The 17,273-nt window shown below is 64.2% G+C and carries 13 protein-coding genes; 8 read left to right on the forward strand and 5 right to left on the reverse strand.

What is annotated here, in order from left to right; genetic code table 11:
* Both H3H37_RS16150 and H3H37_RS16155 read right to left on the reverse strand, forming a co-directional pair.
* Positions 1-1,005 carry an alpha-ketoacid dehydrogenase subunit beta gene (locus tag H3H37_RS16150; RefSeq protein ID WP_220456467.1) on the reverse strand — a complete coding sequence of 335 codons (1,005 nt, stop codon included), beginning with the start codon at positions 1,003-1,005 and terminating at the stop codon, positions 1-3.
* A gap of 28 nt (positions 1,006-1,033) precedes the next feature.
* Positions 1,034-2,266 carry a 3-methyl-2-oxobutanoate dehydrogenase (2-methylpropanoyl-transferring) subunit alpha gene (locus H3H37_RS16155; RefSeq protein WP_182164305.1) on the reverse strand — a complete coding sequence of 411 codons (1,233 nt, stop codon included), beginning with the start codon at positions 2,264-2,266 and terminating at the stop codon, positions 1,034-1,036.
* A gap of 298 nt (positions 2,267-2,564) precedes the next feature.
* Here H3H37_RS16155 and H3H37_RS16160 point away from each other — a divergent pair, with 298 nt between their 5' ends.
* Complete coding sequence (locus H3H37_RS16160) at positions 2,565-3,710, forward strand: SLC13 family permease (RefSeq protein WP_182164307.1); 1,146 nt, start codon at positions 2,565-2,567, stop codon at positions 3,708-3,710.
* Between the two features lie 57 nt (positions 3,711-3,767).
* On the opposite strand, the gene H3H37_RS16165 is transcribed toward H3H37_RS16160, so the two are convergent.
* The 3 genes from H3H37_RS16165 to H3H37_RS16175 form a co-directional block, all read right to left on the reverse strand.
* Positions 3,768-5,684, reverse strand: a complete 1,917-nt coding sequence (locus H3H37_RS16165; RefSeq protein WP_182164309.1) for a propionate--CoA ligase — start codon at positions 5,682-5,684, stop codon at positions 3,768-3,770.
* 323 nt (positions 5,685-6,007) lie between these two features.
* On the reverse strand, positions 6,008-7,744 hold the full coding sequence (locus H3H37_RS16170) for a methyl-accepting chemotaxis protein (RefSeq protein ID WP_182164311.1): 1,737 nt from the start codon (positions 7,742-7,744) through the stop codon (positions 6,008-6,010).
* Between the two features lie 205 nt (positions 7,745-7,949).
* A complete protein-coding gene (locus H3H37_RS16175; protein WP_311197522.1) occupies positions 7,950-8,552 on the reverse strand; it encodes a DinB family protein in 603 nt (200 codons plus the stop codon).
* Positions 8,553-8,688: 136 nt separating this feature from the next.
* On the opposite strand from H3H37_RS16175, the gene H3H37_RS16180 reads away from it, so the two are divergent.
* From H3H37_RS16180 to H3H37_RS16210, 7 genes are all read left to right on the forward strand, one after another.
* Entirely contained in the window at positions 8,689-10,152 is a 1,464-nt protein-coding gene (locus H3H37_RS16180; protein ID WP_182164463.1) for an efflux transporter outer membrane subunit, read from the forward strand.
* 129 nt (positions 10,153-10,281) lie between these two features.
* The gene (locus H3H37_RS16185; RefSeq protein ID WP_182164313.1) at positions 10,282-10,899 is read left to right on the forward strand and encodes a TetR/AcrR family transcriptional regulator; all 618 of its coding nucleotides are present in this window, start codon (positions 10,282-10,284) and stop codon (positions 10,897-10,899) included.
* Between the two features lie 90 nt (positions 10,900-10,989).
* Positions 10,990-12,126: an efflux RND transporter periplasmic adaptor subunit gene (locus H3H37_RS16190; RefSeq protein WP_182164315.1), complete on the forward strand. Its 1,137-nt coding sequence runs from the start codon at positions 10,990-10,992 to the stop codon at positions 12,124-12,126.
* Positions 12,123-15,266: an efflux RND transporter permease subunit gene (locus H3H37_RS16195; protein WP_182164317.1), complete on the forward strand. Its 3,144-nt coding sequence runs from the start codon at positions 12,123-12,125 to the stop codon at positions 15,264-15,266. The genes H3H37_RS16190 and H3H37_RS16195 overlap by 4 nt, the downstream gene beginning before the upstream one ends.
* Before the next feature lie 65 nt (positions 15,267-15,331).
* Positions 15,332-16,138, forward strand: a complete 807-nt coding sequence (locus H3H37_RS16200) for an oxidoreductase (protein WP_182164319.1) — start codon at positions 15,332-15,334, stop codon at positions 16,136-16,138.
* Positions 16,104-16,736, forward strand: coding sequence for a MarR family winged helix-turn-helix transcriptional regulator (locus H3H37_RS16205; protein ID WP_182164321.1), 633 nt, complete (start codon positions 16,104-16,106; stop codon positions 16,734-16,736). Before H3H37_RS16200 ends, H3H37_RS16205 begins: the two co-directional genes overlap by 35 nt.
* Entirely contained in the window at positions 16,724-17,224 is a 501-nt protein-coding gene (locus H3H37_RS16210; protein WP_182164323.1) for a GNAT family N-acetyltransferase, read from the forward strand. The genes H3H37_RS16205 and H3H37_RS16210 overlap by 13 nt, the downstream gene beginning before the upstream one ends.
* Positions 17,225-17,273: the final 49 nt, after the last annotated feature.

The raw sequence follows: 17,273 nt of genomic DNA on the forward strand, positions 1-17,273 counted from the left end.
TTATGCCTCCACCGCACGTTTGAACGCCGCGCCCACGCGCGCCGGCCCCGGGAAATACGCCCACTCCTGCGCATGCGGGTAAGGTGTGTCCCACCCCGTCACACGTTCGATCGGCGCTTCCAGATGGTAGAAGCAATGCTCCTGCACCAGCGACACCAGCTCGGCGCCGAAACCGCAGGTGCGGGTAGCCTCATGCACCACCACGCAGCGGCCAGTCTTCTTGACCGATGCGACGATGGTCTCCAGATCCAGCGGCCACAGGCTGCGCAAGTCGATGATCTCGACATCGATGCCGGTCTCCCGCGCCGCCGCCTCGCAGACCCATACCATGGTGCCGTAGGCGAGCACGGTGAGCTGCTTGCCGGGCCGGAAAATGGCCGCCTTATCGAGTGGCACCGTGTAATACCCCTCTGGCACCTCGCCCAGCGGATTCTGCGACCAGGGCACGACGGGCTTGTCGTGGTGGCCATCGAACGGGCCGTTGTACAGGCGCTTCGGTTCCAGGAAGATCACCGGATCGTCGTTCTCGATCGAGGAAATCAGCAGGCCTTTGGCGTCGTAGGGGTTCGACGGCATCACCGTGCGCAAGCCGCAAACGTGGGCGAAGACCGCCTCCGGACTCTGGCTGTGGGTCTGGCCGCCGTAGATGCCGCCGCCGCATGGCGTGCGGATGGTGATGGGTGCAGTGAAGTCGCCCGCCGACCGGAAGCGCAGGCGCGCCGCTTCGGACACGATCTGGTCGTAGGCCGGGTAAATGTAGTCGGCGAACTGGATCTCGATGCACGGCCGCAGGCCATACGCGCCCATGCCGATGGCCACGCCGACGATGCCGCCCTCGGAGATCGGCGTATCGAACACGCGCGAGGTGCCGTATTTCTTTTGCAGGCCCTCGGTGCAGCGGAACACGCCGCCAAAGTAACCCACGTCCTGGCCGAAGACCACCACCTGTTCGTCCTTCTCCAGCATCACGTCCATCGCGGAGCGCAGCGCCTGGATCATGGTCATGGGAGTTTTGATTATGTTTTCCGCCATCTCAGATCCCCAGTTGCTGACGTTGCACGCGCAGGTGTTCGGGCAATTCCTTGTAGATGCCATCGAACATTTCGGCGGGGCTGAAGGTGTGGCCGCTGGCCATGGTGCCGTACTGTTCGGCCTCCTTCTGGGCGGTCAACACTTCGGCCTCCAGCCGCTTCTGCGTTTCCTCGTGCTCCTGTTCCGACCAGGCGCCAGCCTTGATCAGATACTGCTTCAGGCGCGCGATCGGGTCCCCCAGCGGGAAATGCGACCAGTCGTCGGCGGGACGGTATTTCGAGGGATCGTCGGAAGTCGAATGCGGGCCGGCGCGGTACGTCACCCACTCGATCAGGCAAGGACCGAGGTTGCGGCGGGCACGCTCGGCGGCCCAGCAGGAGGCCGCGTAGACGGCCAGGAAGTCGTTGCCATCGACGCGCAGCGAGGCGATGCCGCAGCCGACGCCACGAGCGGCGAACGTCGTATCCTCGCCGCCGGCGATGGCCTGGAAGGTCGAGATGGCCCACTGGTTGTTGACCACGTTCAGGATCACCGGCGCGCGGTACACGTGGGCGAACGTCAGCGCGGTGTCGAAGTCCGCTTCGGCCGTGGCGCCGTCGCCTATCCATGCCGAGGCGATCTTAGTATCGCCCTTGATGGCCGACGCCATGCCCCAGCCCACGGCCTGGATGTATTGCGTGGCCAGGTTGCCGGAGATGGAGAAGAAACCGGCCTTCTTCACCGAATACATGACCGGCAACTGGCGACCCTTGAGCGGATCGCGCTCATTCGACATCAGCTGGCAGATCATGTCGACCAGCGGATAGTCGCGCACGATGAGGATGCTTTGCTGGCGATAGGTGGGGAAGCACATGTCGTCCACATTGAGCGCCAGCGCCTGCGCGGTGCCGATGGCCTCCTCGCCCAGGCTCTGCATGTAGAACGACATCTTCTTCTGGCGTTGCGCCATCAGCATGCGGCTGTCGAAGATGCGGGTCTTCATCATGGCGCGCAAACCCTTGCGCACGAGTTCGATGTCGATCTGCGGCGCCCAGGGCCCCACCGCATTGCCGTCGGCGTCGAGTACGCTGATCAGGGAGTAGGCCAGATCGCGCGTCTCCATCGGGGTCACGTCGACCTCGGGACGCCGCACGGCGCCGGCCGGCGACAGGCGCAGATAGGAAAAATCGGTGTTGCAACCTGGCCGTCCCGTCGGTTCGGGCACGTGCAGGCGTAGGGGTTCGCCCTTGCTCATTCTCATTCCTTCATGTGCGATGGTGTCGCACTTATGGTGATCAATCCTGGCTGGCCTGAGGCGGGTAGCGGCGGCCGGCCGGGACTGTGGAATCGCCCGCTGCGGCTGGCACGGCGGGCACGAAAATATTTTCTGGAAAGCAAGCGGAGAGTAACATGCTTTCCGCTCCGCAAAAAGGGGCGCGCGTTTCCGTTGTGCACGCCCGCAGCTTATTTCGGAAGCATGTCTGATATCATGACCAAGTGTGCATAAATTAAATGCACGCCACAAGCGCGCATGTCACACGTCAGAAAGCCCCATGCCTGAGATTACCGAACCAGTTTCCCCACCGTCTTTCATCAGCCAGATCGGCAAACCGTTTCTTCGCGACCGCATGATGCACGCGCTGCTGCTCATCGCGATCGCCCTGTCCCTCCTGTCGCCGCATCCCGTTTCGGAATATCCCGCCTGGGTCGAGTGGCGCACCATCGCCACGCTCGCCGGGATGTTATTGCTGACCACGGGCATCGAGGCCAGCGGCTACCTGGAACACCTGGGGCGGGTCATCATCAACAGACTGCAGCAGGAACGTGCGCTGGCGCTGTTTCTGGTCTGCGCTTCGACCGTATTGTCCACCGTGCTCACCAACGACATCGCACTGTTCGTCGTCGTTCCGCTGACCGTCGGCCTCACCGGCATCAGCAATCTGCCGATCGGCCGCCTGGTCATCTTTGAAGCACTGGCCGTCAATGCCGGCTCATTGCTCACCCCGATCGGCAATCCACAAAACATCCTGTTATGGCAGCGCTCCCACCTGTCCTTTGCCGACTTCACGTGGCAAATGGCGCCGCTGGCACTGGCGATCTTCGCGCTCTTGCTGCTGGCGACCTGGGTGTGCTTCCCGAAACAAGTGATCCATGCGGAACTGAAGGACGACGCGGCGTCCTACAGCGCGGCGCTGCTCAGGACGTGCGCGCTGCTCTATGCCGCGTTCCTGATCACTGTGGAACTCGGCCATCCCGGATGGGGGCTGGTTGGCGTGGGGATGGCGGTGCTGCTGTTCTGCCGGGAGATCATTGCGAAAGTCGACTGGTCCCTGATCCTGGTGTTCATCCTGATGTTCGTCGACATCCACTTGCTTTCCCAACTGGCCTTGGTGCAGACGTGGGTTGAAGGCATTCCACAATTCACGCAACTGAAGTTGTACCTGGCCGCCCTGCTCGGCTCCCAGCTCATCAGCAATGTCCCGGCCACTATCCTGCTGGTGCAATATTCGACGGCTTACAAGGTGATTGCCTACGGCGTCAACGCGGGTGGGTTCGGACTGGCGATCGGTTCGCTGGCCAACATCATCGCGCTGCGCATGGCGCCAGAGCGCCATTTGTGGCTGCGCTTTCACCTCTATTCCTTCCCTTTCCTTGGCCTGTCGGCGCTGGTCGGCTGGTTGCTGCTGACTTCTCTCTAGCCGCCATCTCAAGCGAGAAACTGAAAAATACCCTGGCGCCATCCTCCCCCTGCGTGCCTATTTCACAGCCGATAATGCGGTTTTGATCTGGGCCAGCGAGCTGGGATCTTCGATGGTGGTCAGGTCGCCCGGGTCGCGCCCTTCGCACACCGCCTGTATCGAACGACGCAACAGCTTGCCGGAGCGGGTCTTGGGCAAGGCGTGGATGAACACCACGCGTGCCGGCCGGGCGACGGCGCCGAGCTGCTGGTCGACCACGCCCATGATTTCCTTTTCCAGCGCCGCGCTGGCATCGGCGCCCCCGGCCGCGTCGGGATGCTTGAGCACCACGAACGCCACCGCCACCTGGCCCTTGAGCTGATTTTCAACCCCGACCACCGCCACCTCGGACACGTTGGGGTGGGACGAGATGCTCTCTTCGATCTCCCGCGTACCGAGCCGGTGGCCGGCGACGTTGATCACGTCATCGGTACGGCCGAGAATGAAGTAGTAACCTTGCGCATCACGGATGCCCCAGTCAAACGTGGAGTAGACCTGCTTGCCGTCGATCTGGTTCCAGTAGGTGGACAGGAAACGCTGGTCGTCGCCGTACACGGTCTGCAGGCAGCCCGGCGGCAATGGTCCTTCGATGACGACCACGCCTTTCTCGTTGGCGCCGCAATCTTCGCCCGTGGCCTCGTTCTGGACCTTGACCTTGTAGCCGAACACGGGCAAGCCGGGACTGCCCAGTTTAGTCGGTTGCTCTTCTACGCCCTTGGCGATGGAAAGGATAGGCCAGCCCGTCTCGGTCTGCCAGTAATTGTCGATCACCGGCACGCCGAGCGCGCCCGCGATCCAGTTCGAGGTGGTCTCGTCGAGCGGCTCGCCGGCCAGGTATAAGGCCTTGAGCGAGGACAAATCGTATTTGCTCATCAATTCGGCGGGCTGCTTCTTCAGCACGCGCACCGCGGTGGGCGCCGAGAACATGCGGGTGACCTTGTATTTTTCGACGATGCTCCACCAGATGCCGCCGTCGGGCGAGGTCGGCAAACCCTCGTACATGATGGTGGCCATGCCCGCGATCAGGGGACCGTACACGATGTAGGAATGCCCGACCACCCAGCCGATGTCGGAAGTGGAAAAGAAGGCTTCGCCCGGCTTGGCGCAGAAAATATGCGTCATCGAGGCGGCCAAGGCGACCGCATAGCCACCCACGTCACGCTGCACCCCCTTCGGCTTGCCGGTCGTGCCGGAGGTGTACAGGATGTAGGACGGCTGATTCGATTCAAGCCAGGTGACAGGCACGTCGGCGTCCAGATGCTGGTCGCGCAGGCTGGCGTAGTCGACATCGCGTTCCGGCACCAGCGTCATCGGCACCAGGCCGCGGTCAACCAGCAGCACGTTGGACGGCTTGAAGCCGGCCTGCGCGATGGCCGCATCAAGCAGCGGCTTGTAGGGCACCGGCTTGCCGCCGCGCGAACCGGCGTCGGCGGAAATGACCAGCTTGGGTTGCGCATCGTCGATCCGCGTGGCCAGGCTATGGGAAGCGAAGCCGCCGAACACCACCGAATGGACCGCGCCAATGCGGGCGCAGGCCAGCATCGCGAACGCCGCCTCGGCGATCATCGGCATGTAGATCAGCACGCGGTCGCCCTGCCCCACGCCCAGGCGGGTGAGGATCGCCGCCATGCGGCATACCTCCGCGTGCAGCTGCTTGAAGCTGTACACCTGCTCCTGGTGCGTCTCGGTCGAGATAGCGATCAGCGCCGGCTGCTCGCCCTGCGTTGCCAGCCACCGATCGACGGCGTTGTAGCACAGATTGGTACGGCCATCCACAAACCAGCGCGCGAACGGTGCCTTGCTGTAGTCGAGCACCTGGCTGTAGGGCGTTTGCCAGTGAATGGCTTGGGCTTGCCTGCCCCAGAAGTTAGCCGGTTCATCAATGGATTCTTGATAGAAGTCTGCGTAGGTCATGTCGTCTCCAGATTTGTTCATTGCCGTTTCATTCAGCTCGCTGCACCGTACTGTCATGGTCGCTAGTGCAATTGCCGTGCCAAACGATGAGTCCAACATCGCGTACCGGAAGACCGTCGATATACCCCTTTTCAATCAATGATTTATGAAAAAATTTGACGTAGATCATTGCCGTTCAGGCATCAGAAACACCCGGCTCTTGACGGTGTATTTGTTTCATTTCTTGTTGCGCGCAATTCTTTCCTCGCAATTCTGAAACACGATGAAACACGAAATGAAACAAATTGGCCCTGCGACCAACAGTGGTAAGGCTTCGCGCAGCATCTGGCCGCCTTACAATGACATCATCGCGCTGCGTATGACGGCAGGGCGCCGTTCATGGCTGCGCTTCCACCTCTATTCCTTCCCTTTCCCTGGCCTGTCGGCGCTGATCGGCTGGTTGCTGCTGGCCGCGCGCTGATTGCCGGTGCCGGTGCTGGTGCTGGCGCCATCGGCGGCGCCAGCCGGTCAGGCGCACGCGCCCCGGCATGGTCGCCGCCGAGCCGGAACACATCGACCGTCTGCGCCAGGCGGTCGGCCTGCGACTGCAGCGTCTCGGCAGCGGCGGCTGCCTCCTCCACCAACGCGGCATTTTGCTGCGTCACGCTTTCCAGTTCGGTGATCGCCACGCAAATGTGTTCGATGCCACGCTCCTGCTCGTCGCCGGCCGTGGTGATCGCCACCATGATGTCGGCCACGCGCTGCACGCTGTCGACAATATTGCCCATCGTGGTGCCGGCCTGCTTGACGAGCCGGCTGCCGCTCTCCACCTTGTCCACGGAATCGCCGATCAGCGCCTTGATCTCCTTGGCCGCGGCGGCCGAACGATGGGCCAGGTTACGTACCTCGGCTGCGACCACGGCGAAGCCACGGCCCTGATCACCCGCGCGGGCCGCCTCCACGGCCGCGTTCAGCGCGAGGATATTGGTCTGGAAAGCGATGCCGTCGATGACGGAGGTGATGTCGGTGATTTTGATGGCCGAGGCGTGGATCGCATTCATCGTGTCGATCACGTCGGCCACCACGGCGCCGCCCTCCTCCGCCACGGCCGAGGCGTTGATCGCCATCTGATTGGCTTGCCGGGCATGCTCGCCGTTACGCTTGACGGTGGCAGTCAGTTCCTCCATCGAGGCGGCCGTCTCCTCCAGCGAGCTGGCCTGGCGTTCGGTGCGGTTCGACAAGTCCTGGTTGCCGGCCGCGTTTTCGATCGAGGCGGCCGCGATCAGGTCGGTACTGCTGCGCACCTGTTCGACGATCTGCACCAGGCTTGCACGCATGTGCTGCATGCCATGCATCAGGCTGGCCGTGTCGCCGTGCTGCAAAGCGATCTCGCCACCGAGGTCGCCAGCCGCGATGCGCCGGGTGACGGCGCGGGCGTAATCGGGTTCGCCGCCCAGCTGGCGCAGCAACACACGCGTCAGCAACAGGGCCGCAGCGATGCCGCAGATCACGGCAGCTGCACTGAGCAGCAACAACAGCGTGCGGCCGTTGCGGTAAGTCGCGTCGATGTCGGCGCCGGTGGCATCGATGGCCGTGCGCTGCAGCGCCAGCAACTGACCCATTTGCAGCAGGTATTTCCTGGCGCTGGGCAGATAGTTGTTCTCGAACACCGTGCGGGCCTGGAACAAGCGGCCGTCAGTGCGCAACTGCAACACCTCCTTGCCGGACGCCTGATAGACGGCGCCGCTGGCGACCAGTTCGGCAAACAAGGCCTTCTCCTCGCGCGAGACCAGCAGGCTGGCCAGCTTCTGCTGCAACGCGGCGGAGCGGGCGGCGGCCTCGTTGGTCGCGGTGTCGAAATAGGCAATCAGGCTGGGGTCGTTGCTCTTGGCGGCCGCCGTGGTGCGCGCGACAGCCGCGTTGGTTACGGCATCCCAATCACTGATCAGGCGCTCCTTGGCCAGGGAAGTCTGGATCATGGCGCGCGTCGCTTCCGCCACCGCTTGCAGGCGCCAGATGCCTATGCCTGCCACCATCAACATCAGCATCAAAACGGCGCCGAAACCAGTGGCCAACCGGGTGCGAGTCTTTATATTTTTCATTATTCCGCCTGCGAGTCATTCAGGATGATCAGCACCGAGCGCGCCACAGGGCGCAGCGGTGTGGGCAGCACTATCGGCCACCCCGCCGCTCTTCCTCAGTCTGGGCATCGTAGCGAGTGTTGACGTGCGGAACTAATGAATAATTTTGGTTTGCCGATATCCGGACAGATATCGCAGCCATCGCTCCATGGGGCAGTTGGCAGGTTTAGCCCCGGCGGTCCGGATCGGCAATGTGCAGGAATTTCGTCAACAGATCACGCGGCGGCGCGATCGATACATTTTTCAGTATTTGTCCCACATTGCCACGGTGGTAGCCGCCATGGGTAATCACGTGCATCAGCATCTCTTCCCGCGACATGGTCCCCGCATCACCATCCGTGAACTTGAATCGCAACCGCTCCGCCAGCGCTCCGTCGTCCAGCGACGCAATATATTCCTGAAACCACGCATCCGTTGCCGTCACCGCGCGCCGCAACTCGGACAAGGTGGGCGTCGCCGTGGTATTGGTGCCTTGATAGTCATGTGGCTGGCCAAGCAGATGGGCCTGGAAGATCCTGTCCACCACGTAAATGTGGTTCATGGTGCGGATTGCCGTGTGCTGATCGGGGCCAGCGGGCAGCGTTTCGAGCACGTCGAACAATTCGGCATTGGCCCATGCCTTGTGGCCAAACAAGGATTTCATCATGGCGCACGTCATCGTCACTCCTTTCGTTAAGTTGGAACCCATGGCTTCAGACTTGGGCGGCGCCGCTTGTGTGGCGAGCCGGCGCTCATTGCATTGCCCAGTCGAGCCGATGACGAGGACCATATCACACGTCCGCCGGGCTTCGCTCAAGGGCATGCACTCAACCGGCGGCATCTGGTCGCCTTCGCCGCACTTGCGCAGTGACCAATGTATGATATAGTCATTAGACACCACCATACACGAGCGACCAATCATGTCCATGCAACCCACACGCGCCCTTCTCCTGCCCGCCATCGCCGCCCTGGTCACCGGATGCGCAGTCGGGCCAGATTACGTCCAGCCCGGCAACACGCTGCCGAAGCACTACCTTGGCCAAACCGCGATTGAGCAACGGCAAGCCAGCGCCAGCGCCGACTTCGCGGTGTGGTGGGAAGGCTTTGGCGATCCGCTGCTGAGCCGCTTCGTCACCCAGGCGCTGCAGCAGAATCTGGATCTCGCGCAGGCGTCCGCGCGCGTCGCCCAGGCGCGCGCGGGACTCGGCGCGGCCAATGCCGCGCTTCTTCCATCAGGCAATATCAGCGCCCAGGGTGCGCGCGCCTACCAGTCGCTGGAAACGCCGCTGGGCCAGATCATGAATACGAAACCCGGCTTCGACCGCCATGGCAACAGCTATGAAGCCAACCTCGCGGCCGGCTGGGAACTGGACCTGTTCGGCAGCCTGCGGCGCGGACGTGAAGCGGCATTGGCCGACTACCAAGCGTCCGAGGCGGGCCTGGCGGCGACGCGGCTGGCGGTGGCGGCGCAAACGGCCGACGTCTATATCACGATCCGCGGCCTGCAAACCCGCCTGCGCGTGGCCCACGACCAGGTGCAGACGCAACAGAAACTGCTGTCGACGATCAATCTCCTGTATGCCCAAGGGCTGGCGGCAGAATTGCAGGTACGCCAGGCTGAGGGCGCGCTGGCCCAGGTGCAGGCATCGATCCCGGTGCTCGACACCGGACTGGACGCGGCCATGAATGCGCTCGACGTCATGCTCGGCACGGCGCCCGGCGCCCATCGGGACGCACTGGCGGCGCCGGGCGAGATTCCGGCCGCGCCGCGCATCGCGGCGGCCGGCACGCCGGGCAACCTGCTCCGGCGCCGGCCCGATCTGATCGTCGCCGAACGCCGGCTGGCGGCGGCCAATGCCCGCATCGGCATGGCGGTGGCCGAGTATTACCCCAAGTTCTCCTTGAGCGGCATGATCGGCAGCGCGACCACGGTTTCGGCCGGCAACCTGTTCAGCGGCGGCGCCAACCAGGCGGCCGGCGTGCTGGGCCTGCGCTGGCGTCTGTTCGACTTTGGCCGCATCAACGCGCAAATCGACGCGGCCAAAGGGCAGGAAGCGGAAGCGCTGGCGGCCTACCGCCTGGCAGCGCTGCGCGCCACCGAAGACGTGGAAAACGCGTTCTCCGCCCTGGTCAAACGAGAACAGCAGGCCGGCATCCTGACCCAGGGCGTGGACGCGCTCGGCCGCGCGCGCGGGGCTTCGTTTGCAGCCTACGAAAAAGGCGTGGTCAGCCTGATCGAAGTCTTGCAGGCCGATGACAACCTGCTGCGCGCCAGCGATATGCGGGCGCAGGCGCAAGCCGAATCGGCGCGCGCGGCCGTGGCCGCCTTCAGGGCGCTGGGCGGCGGCTGGCAGCCCGCCAACGCCGTCGCCATTGCCGCCGCCAATTAACCACCATGGCGATAGCTTCCCGCGCAGCCGGCACGGCCGATCCGTCCGCGTGCATGCCGGCGCAAGATGACCATATTACGAATGGGTCACTTATTGTGCATTGATGCGCCAGGCGGTAAGCTATCAGCCATGAACAAACCCAACCTCCCTCTCGCCCCTGCGCGCGGTCCCGCCGAGCACGAGGTACGCGCTCAAATTGTCGCCGAAGCCACCAAGCACTTCGGCCTGTATGGTTACCAGAAGACCACCGTTTCCGACCTTGCCAAGGCGATCGGCTTTTCCAAGGCCTATATCTACAAATTCTTCGAATCCAAGCAAGCGATCGGCGAAGTGATTTGCGGCAATTGCATCAGCCAGCTCGAAGCGGAGATGAAAGCCGCCATCGCCAGCACCGACCGGCCGCCGGAACAGTTGCGGCGCATGTTCAAGGCCGCCGTGGAAGCCGGCCTGCGCCTGCTGTTCGAAGACCGCAAGTTATATGACATCGCGGCATCGGCCGCGACCGAGCGCTGGCAGGTGGTGCTTGACTACGAGGCGCACCTCGGCGCCATGTTGCGGGACATCCTGCGCCAGGGGCGCGAAAGCGGGGAATTCGAGCGCAAGACGCCGCTCGACGAAACCGCCAGCGCAATCTTCCTGGTCATGCGCCCCTACCTCAATCCCCTGCTCTTGCAGTACAACCTGGACTGCACGGACGACGCCCCGGCCCTCTTGTCCAGCCTGGTGCTGCGCAGCCTGTCCCCCTAAAAATACGCGCAGGCGACGGTGTGTGACCGTTGACAAAATTAGTCACTAGTCCCAAAATGAAACCCTGTCTGGTTTTCTTAGGGGATTCCCATGTGCCGCCGCCTCGCCCTTCCTGCTGTCATGGCAGCCTTGCCGTTCGCACTGGTCGCCTGCGGCGACCATGCGCAATCCGATCCGCGCACCGCCATGCCGCTGGTGCGCGCCGCCACTGTCCAAAACGCCACCACCGGGTCGCGCGCCTTCACCGGCATCGTCGCCGCCCGGGTCCAGAGCGACCTCGGTTTCCGGGTGCCCGGCAAAGTGCTGGAACGCCTGGTCGATGCCGGACAAACCGTCCGGCGCGGCCAGGTCCTGATGCGGATCGATCCCGCCGACCTGAAGCTGGCAGCCCATGCCCAGCAGGAGGCCGTCGCCGCCGCCCGCGCCCGGGCCAAACAGACTGCCGAAGACGAAGCCCGCTACCAGAGCCTGCGCGGCACCGGCGCCATCTCCGCTTCGGCCTATGACCAGGCCAAGGCGGCGGCCGATGCCGCCCGCGCGCAGCTCAGTGCGGCCGAAGCCCAGGCCGAAGTGGCGCACAACGCCAACCGTTACGCGGAACTGGTGGCCGACGCCGATGGCGTGGTCATGGACACGCTGGCCGAACCCGGCCAGGTGGTCGGCGCGGGCCAGACTGTGGTGCGCGTGGCGCACGCGGGCCGCCGGGATGCCATCATCCAGTTGCCGGAAACCCTGCGCCCGGCGCTTGGCGCCAGCGCGACGGCCACGCTGTTCGGCCGCGAAGATCACGCCGTTTCGGCCAAACTGCGGCAATTGTCGGACACCGCCGACCGCCTGACCCGTACCTTCGAGGCGCGCTATGTGCTCGACGGGGAGCTGTCGAACGCGCCGCTGGGCGCCACGGTCACCATCCGTATCGCGGACACGCCGGCGGCGCCGCCAGTGACGGCGCAAGCGGCAGCCCAGGCGACGCCGGCCGGTCTGTCGGTGCCGCTCGCCGCCCTGTACGACGCCGGCAAAGGGCCTGGGGTCTGGGTCATCCAGGGCGCGCCGGCCAAGGTGTCGTGGCGGCCGGTGACGGTCCAGCGGCTGGGTGACGACGAAGCGCGCGTCACGGGCCAGCTCAGGCAAGGCGAGCGGATCGTTGCGCTCGGCGCCCACCTGCTGCGTGAAGGCGAGCAAGTGCGCCTGGCCGACGCCGGCGCCGCCGTGGGAGCACGGCCATGAGCGAGCGCCGTTTCAACCTGTCCGCGCTCGCCGTGCGCGAGCGCGCCGTCACCCTGTTCCTGATCTGCCTGATCAGCCTGGCCGGACTGGTCGCCTTCTTCAAACTGGGACGGGCGGAAGATCCCGCCTTCACGGTCAAGGTGATGACGGTCGTCACCGCCTGGCCCGGCGCCAGCGCGCAGGAGATGCAGGACCAGGTGGCCGAAAAGCTGGAAAAGCGGCTGCAGGAATTGCGCTGGTACGACCGCAGCGAAACCTACACCCGGCCCGGCCTGGCGTTCACGACCCTGACCTTGCTCGACACCACCCCGCCGTCCGAAGTGCCGGAGCAGTTCTACCAGGCGCGCAAGAAAGTCGCGGATGAAGCCGCCAACCTGCCCGCCGGCGTGATCGGCCCCATGGTCAACGACGAATACTCGGACGTCACCTTCGCCCTGTATGCGCTCAAGGCCAAGGGCGAGCAGCAGCGCGTGCTGGTGCGCGACGCGGAGACGCTGCGCCAGCGCCTGCTGCACGTGCCGGGCGTCAAGAAGGTCAACATCGTCGGCGAACAGGCCGAGCGCATTTACGTCGAGTTCTCACATGAGCGCCTGGCCACGCTGGGCATCAGCCCGCAAGAAGTGTTCGCCGCCCTGAACAGCCAGAACGCCCTGACCCCGGCCGGTTCCGTGGAAACCCGGGGGCCGCAAGTGTTCATCCGCCTCGACGGCGCCTTCGACCAGTTGCAGAAGATCCGCGACACGCCCATCGTGGCGCAGGGCCGCACCCTGAAGCTGTCCGACATCGCCACCGTCCAGCGCGGCTATGAGGACCCGGCCACGTTCATGATCCGCAACGGCGGCGAGCCGGCGCTGCTGCTTGGCGTCGTCATGCGCGACGGCTGGAACGGGCTGGACCTGGGCAAGGCGCTCGATCAGGAAGTCCATGCGATCAACGCCGACCTGCCGCTGGGCCTGGGCTTGAGCAAGGTCACCGACCAGGCCGTCAACATCAGTGCGGCGGTCGATGAATTCATGGTCAAATTCTTCGTGGCGCTGCTGGTGGTGATGGTGGTGTGCTTCATTAGCATGGGCTGGCGCGTGGGGATCGTGGTCGCCGCCGCCGTGCCGCTGACGCTGGCCACGGTGTTCGTCGTAATGGCCGCGACCGGCAAGAACTTCGACCGCATCACGCTGGGCTCGCTGATCCTGGGGCTGGGCTTGCTGGTGGACGACGCCATCATCGCCATCGAAATGATGGTGGTCAAGATGGAAGAAGGCTACAGCCGCGTCGCCGCCTCCGCCTATGCCTGGAGCCATACGGCCGCGCCCATGCTGGCGGGCACGCTGGTCACGGCGGTCGGCTTCATGCCCAACGGTTTCGCCCGCTCCAGCGCCGGCGAGTACACCAGCAACATGTTCTGGATCGTCGGCATTTCCTTGATCGCCTCATGGGTGGTGGCGGTGGTGTTCACCCCCTACCTGGGCGTCAAGCTGCTGCCCGAGCTGAAGCAGGTCGCCGGCGGCCATGATGCGCTGTACGACACGCCGCGCTACCACCGCTTCCGCCAGGTGCTCGCGCGCGTGATCGCCCGCAAGTGGCTGGCGGCCGGCACGGTGGTCGGCCTGTTCGTTCTGGCCATCGCCGGCATGGCCATCGTCAAGAAACAATTCTTCCCGATCTCGGACCGGCCGGAAGTGCTGGTGGAAGTGCAAATGCCGTATGGCACGGCGATCAGCCAGACCAGCGGCGCCGCCGGCAAGATCGAGGCATGGCTCGCCAAGCAGCCAGAGGCGAAGATCGTCACGGCCTACGTGGGCCAGGGCGCGCCGCGCTTCTTCATGGCGATGGGACCGGAACTGCCCGATCCCTCTTTCGCCAAGATCGTGATCCGCACCGAAAACCCGGACCAGCGCGAGGCGTTGAAGATGCGCTTGCGCGCGGCGGTCGCCGACGGCCTGGCCGCCGAAGCGCGCGTGCGCGTCACCCAGCTGGTGTTCGGCCCGTATTCGCCATTCCCTGTCGCCTACCGCGTGGCCGGCCCCGACCCGGACAAGCTGCGCAGCATCGCCGCCGAGGTGGAAAGCCTGATGGCCGCCAGTCCGATGATGCGCACGGTCAATAACGACTGGGGCACCCGTACGCCGACGTTACATTTCAGCCTGCAGCAAGACCGCTTGCAAGCCGTGGGACTAACATCCAGCGCCGCCGCGCAGCAATTGCAGTTCCTGCTCAGCGGCGTGCCGCTCACCGCCGTGCGCGAAGACATCCGCACCGTGCAGATCGTGGCCCGCTCGGCCCGTCCAGGCAGCGACGCCCGGATCGATCTCGCCAAACTGAACGACTTCACCCTGACCGGCGCCAACGGCCAACGCATCCCCTTGTCGCAGGTGGGCAACGTCGAGGTGCGCGCGGAAGAGCCGGTGATCCGCCGGCGCGACCGCATGCCGACCATCACCATGCGCGGCGATATCGCCGAAGGCTTGCAACCGCCGGACGTGTCGAACGCCATCACCAAACAATTGCAGCCCATCGTGGAGCGGCTGCCGGCCGGGTACTCCATCGAAGAAGCCGGTTCCATCGAGGAATCGGGCAAGGCGACCAAGGCCATGTTGCCGCTGTTCCCCATCATGCTGGCGGCCACCCTGCTGATCATCATCTTCCAGGTGCGCTCGATCTCCGCGATGATCATGGTCTTCCTGACCAGTCCGCTTGGGCTGATCGGCGTCGTGCCCACGCTGATCCTGTTCCGGCAACCGTTCGGCATCAACGCGCTGGTGGGATTGATCGCGCTGTCGGGCATCCTGATGCGCAACACGCTGATCCTAATCGGCCAAATCCAGCACAACAAGGATGCCGGACTGAGCCCCTTCCATGCGGTGGTCGAGGCGACCGTGCAGCGCTCGCGTCCGGTGATCCTGACGGCGCTGGCGGCCATCCTGGCCTTCATCCCGCTGACCCACTCGGTGTTCTGGGGCACCCTGGCCTACACGCTGATCGGCGGCACCTTCGCCGGCACCATCCTGACCCTGGTGTTCCTGCCGGCCATGTATGCCATCTGGTTCAGGATCAAGCCGGACCAGGCCAGCGAGCAACCGGCTGCCATGCCGCACCACGGCAACGTGGCCTCCATCGCCAAGACCGGCACCGGCGCAGGCTGAGCACCGGGCAGCCTTTTTCGCCGCGTTACGCATTCCCCTATTCACCCATATCGAAGGAACTCATTATGTCGAATCCAACAATTGTCGTGATCACCGGCGTCTCGTCGGGCATTGGACGTGTCACCGCAGAAAAATTTGCCAAACGCGGCTGCAAGGTCTTCGGCACCGTGCGCAACACGGCAACGGCCCAGCCTATCCCGGGCGTGCAACTGATCGAGATGGACGTGCGCGACGATGCATCCGTTCAACGCGGAATCGCCGCCGTCATCGCCCAAGCCGGACGCGTCGATGTGCTGGTCAACAACGCGGGCGGCACGCTGCTCGGCGCGGTGGAGGAAACCTCGATCGCCGAGGCGCAGTCGCTGTTCGACACCAACGTGTTCGGCGCCCTGCGCACCATCCAGGCGGTGCTGCCGCACATGCGCGCGCAGCGCGCGGGACGCATCGTCAACATCAGCTCCGTGCTCGGCTTCCTGCCAGCGCCGTACATGGGCCTGTATTCGGCATCCAAGCACGCCGTCGAAGGCATGTCCGAGTCGCTGGACCATGAAGTGCGCAATTTGGGCATCCGCGTGGTGCTGGTCGAACCGTCGTATACCAAGACCAGCCTCGATGCCAACGCGCCGGAAGCCGCCGCCAGCATCGGCGCCTATGATGCGCAGCGCGCCACCGTGGTACGCGCCATCGCCAACAGCGTCAACAACGCGCCGACGCCCGATGGCGTGGCCGCCGCGGTGCTCGATGCGGCATTGGGCGCATGGAAGATGCGGCGCACGCCAAAAGGTGAAGCTTCACTGTTGAGCAAGCTGCGCCGCTTCATGCCCGCCGGCCCGGTCGATGCCAGCCTGCGAAAAACATTCGGGCTGGCCTGATACGCCGGCCCAACGATTGCCTCGGCCGCCTGATCACTTCACGCCCGCCAACATCCTGCTGCGTGAATTACCATCAGTTGCCATTGACAACCAAATGGGCAACCCCATAAAATTAGTTGTCAAACACAACCATACCGTCATGACCAGCAAGGAAACCACAGCACAACTGTTGCGTGAAGTTGTACGCTTGTTCATACGCGACCAGCGCGAGAGTGCAGCGTGCATGGATGGCGGGCAGACTGTGCGCTGCCACATCCTGAACGAATTGCTGCGCAACGGCCCCCTGCCCCAACAAGCCCTTGTCGAAAGGCTCGGGCTGGACAAGGGCTGGATCAGCCGCGCGGTCGACGCACTGAGCACGGAAGGAAGTTTGACCAGGCAAGTCAACGAACTGGACAAACGAAGTGTGATGCTAACCCTCACCGCACATGGCAAAGCGCGCGCCACGTCACTGGATGCGCAATTAAACGGGCACGCGGAGACATTGCTGGCCTGTGTATCGCCCGACCAGCAAGCAGCCTTCCACAGCGCACTGCAATCCTTGAAGTGCGCCCTGCACAACCCTGATGAAAAATCGAGGACCACATGCCAGAAATAACGCTACGCGCCATGCAGCCTGAGGATTGGGCGGACGTCCGCCGCATCTATCTTGAAGGCATCGCCAGCGGCAACTCCACGTTCCAGACCGAAGCGCCAACCTGGGAGCAATGGGACGCGAACCACCTGCAAGCCTGCCGCCTGGTTGCCATTCAAGACAATGGCATTGTCGGCTGGGCCGTCCTGGCCGCAATTTCGGCGCGGCCCGTTTACCGTGGAGTCGCGGAGGTGAGTGTCTATGTGGCCCCGTCCGTGCATGGCCAGGGCGTCGGCAGTACCCTGATGCATGAACTGGTGGCAGCATCGGAGCAACTCGGTTTCTGGACTTTACAGGCGGGCATATTTCCGGAAAACGTCGCGAGCCTGGCTTTGCATGCCCGCGTCGGATTCCGCCAGGTCGGCCGACGGGAAAAGATGGGGCAGTTACACGGCGCCTGGCGTGACGTCGTCCTCGTGGAGCGTCGCGTCGGCAGCGAAATGGCCGCCTAGCGTTGGCAAGGCAAGGCTTCAAGGCGCCATCCACCTGCCTTACAATGAC

This window comes from Rugamonas brunnea, assembly GCF_014042345.1.
In the GTDB taxonomy this organism is placed as follows: domain Bacteria; phylum Pseudomonadota; class Gammaproteobacteria; order Burkholderiales; family Burkholderiaceae_D; genus Rugamonas; species Rugamonas brunnea.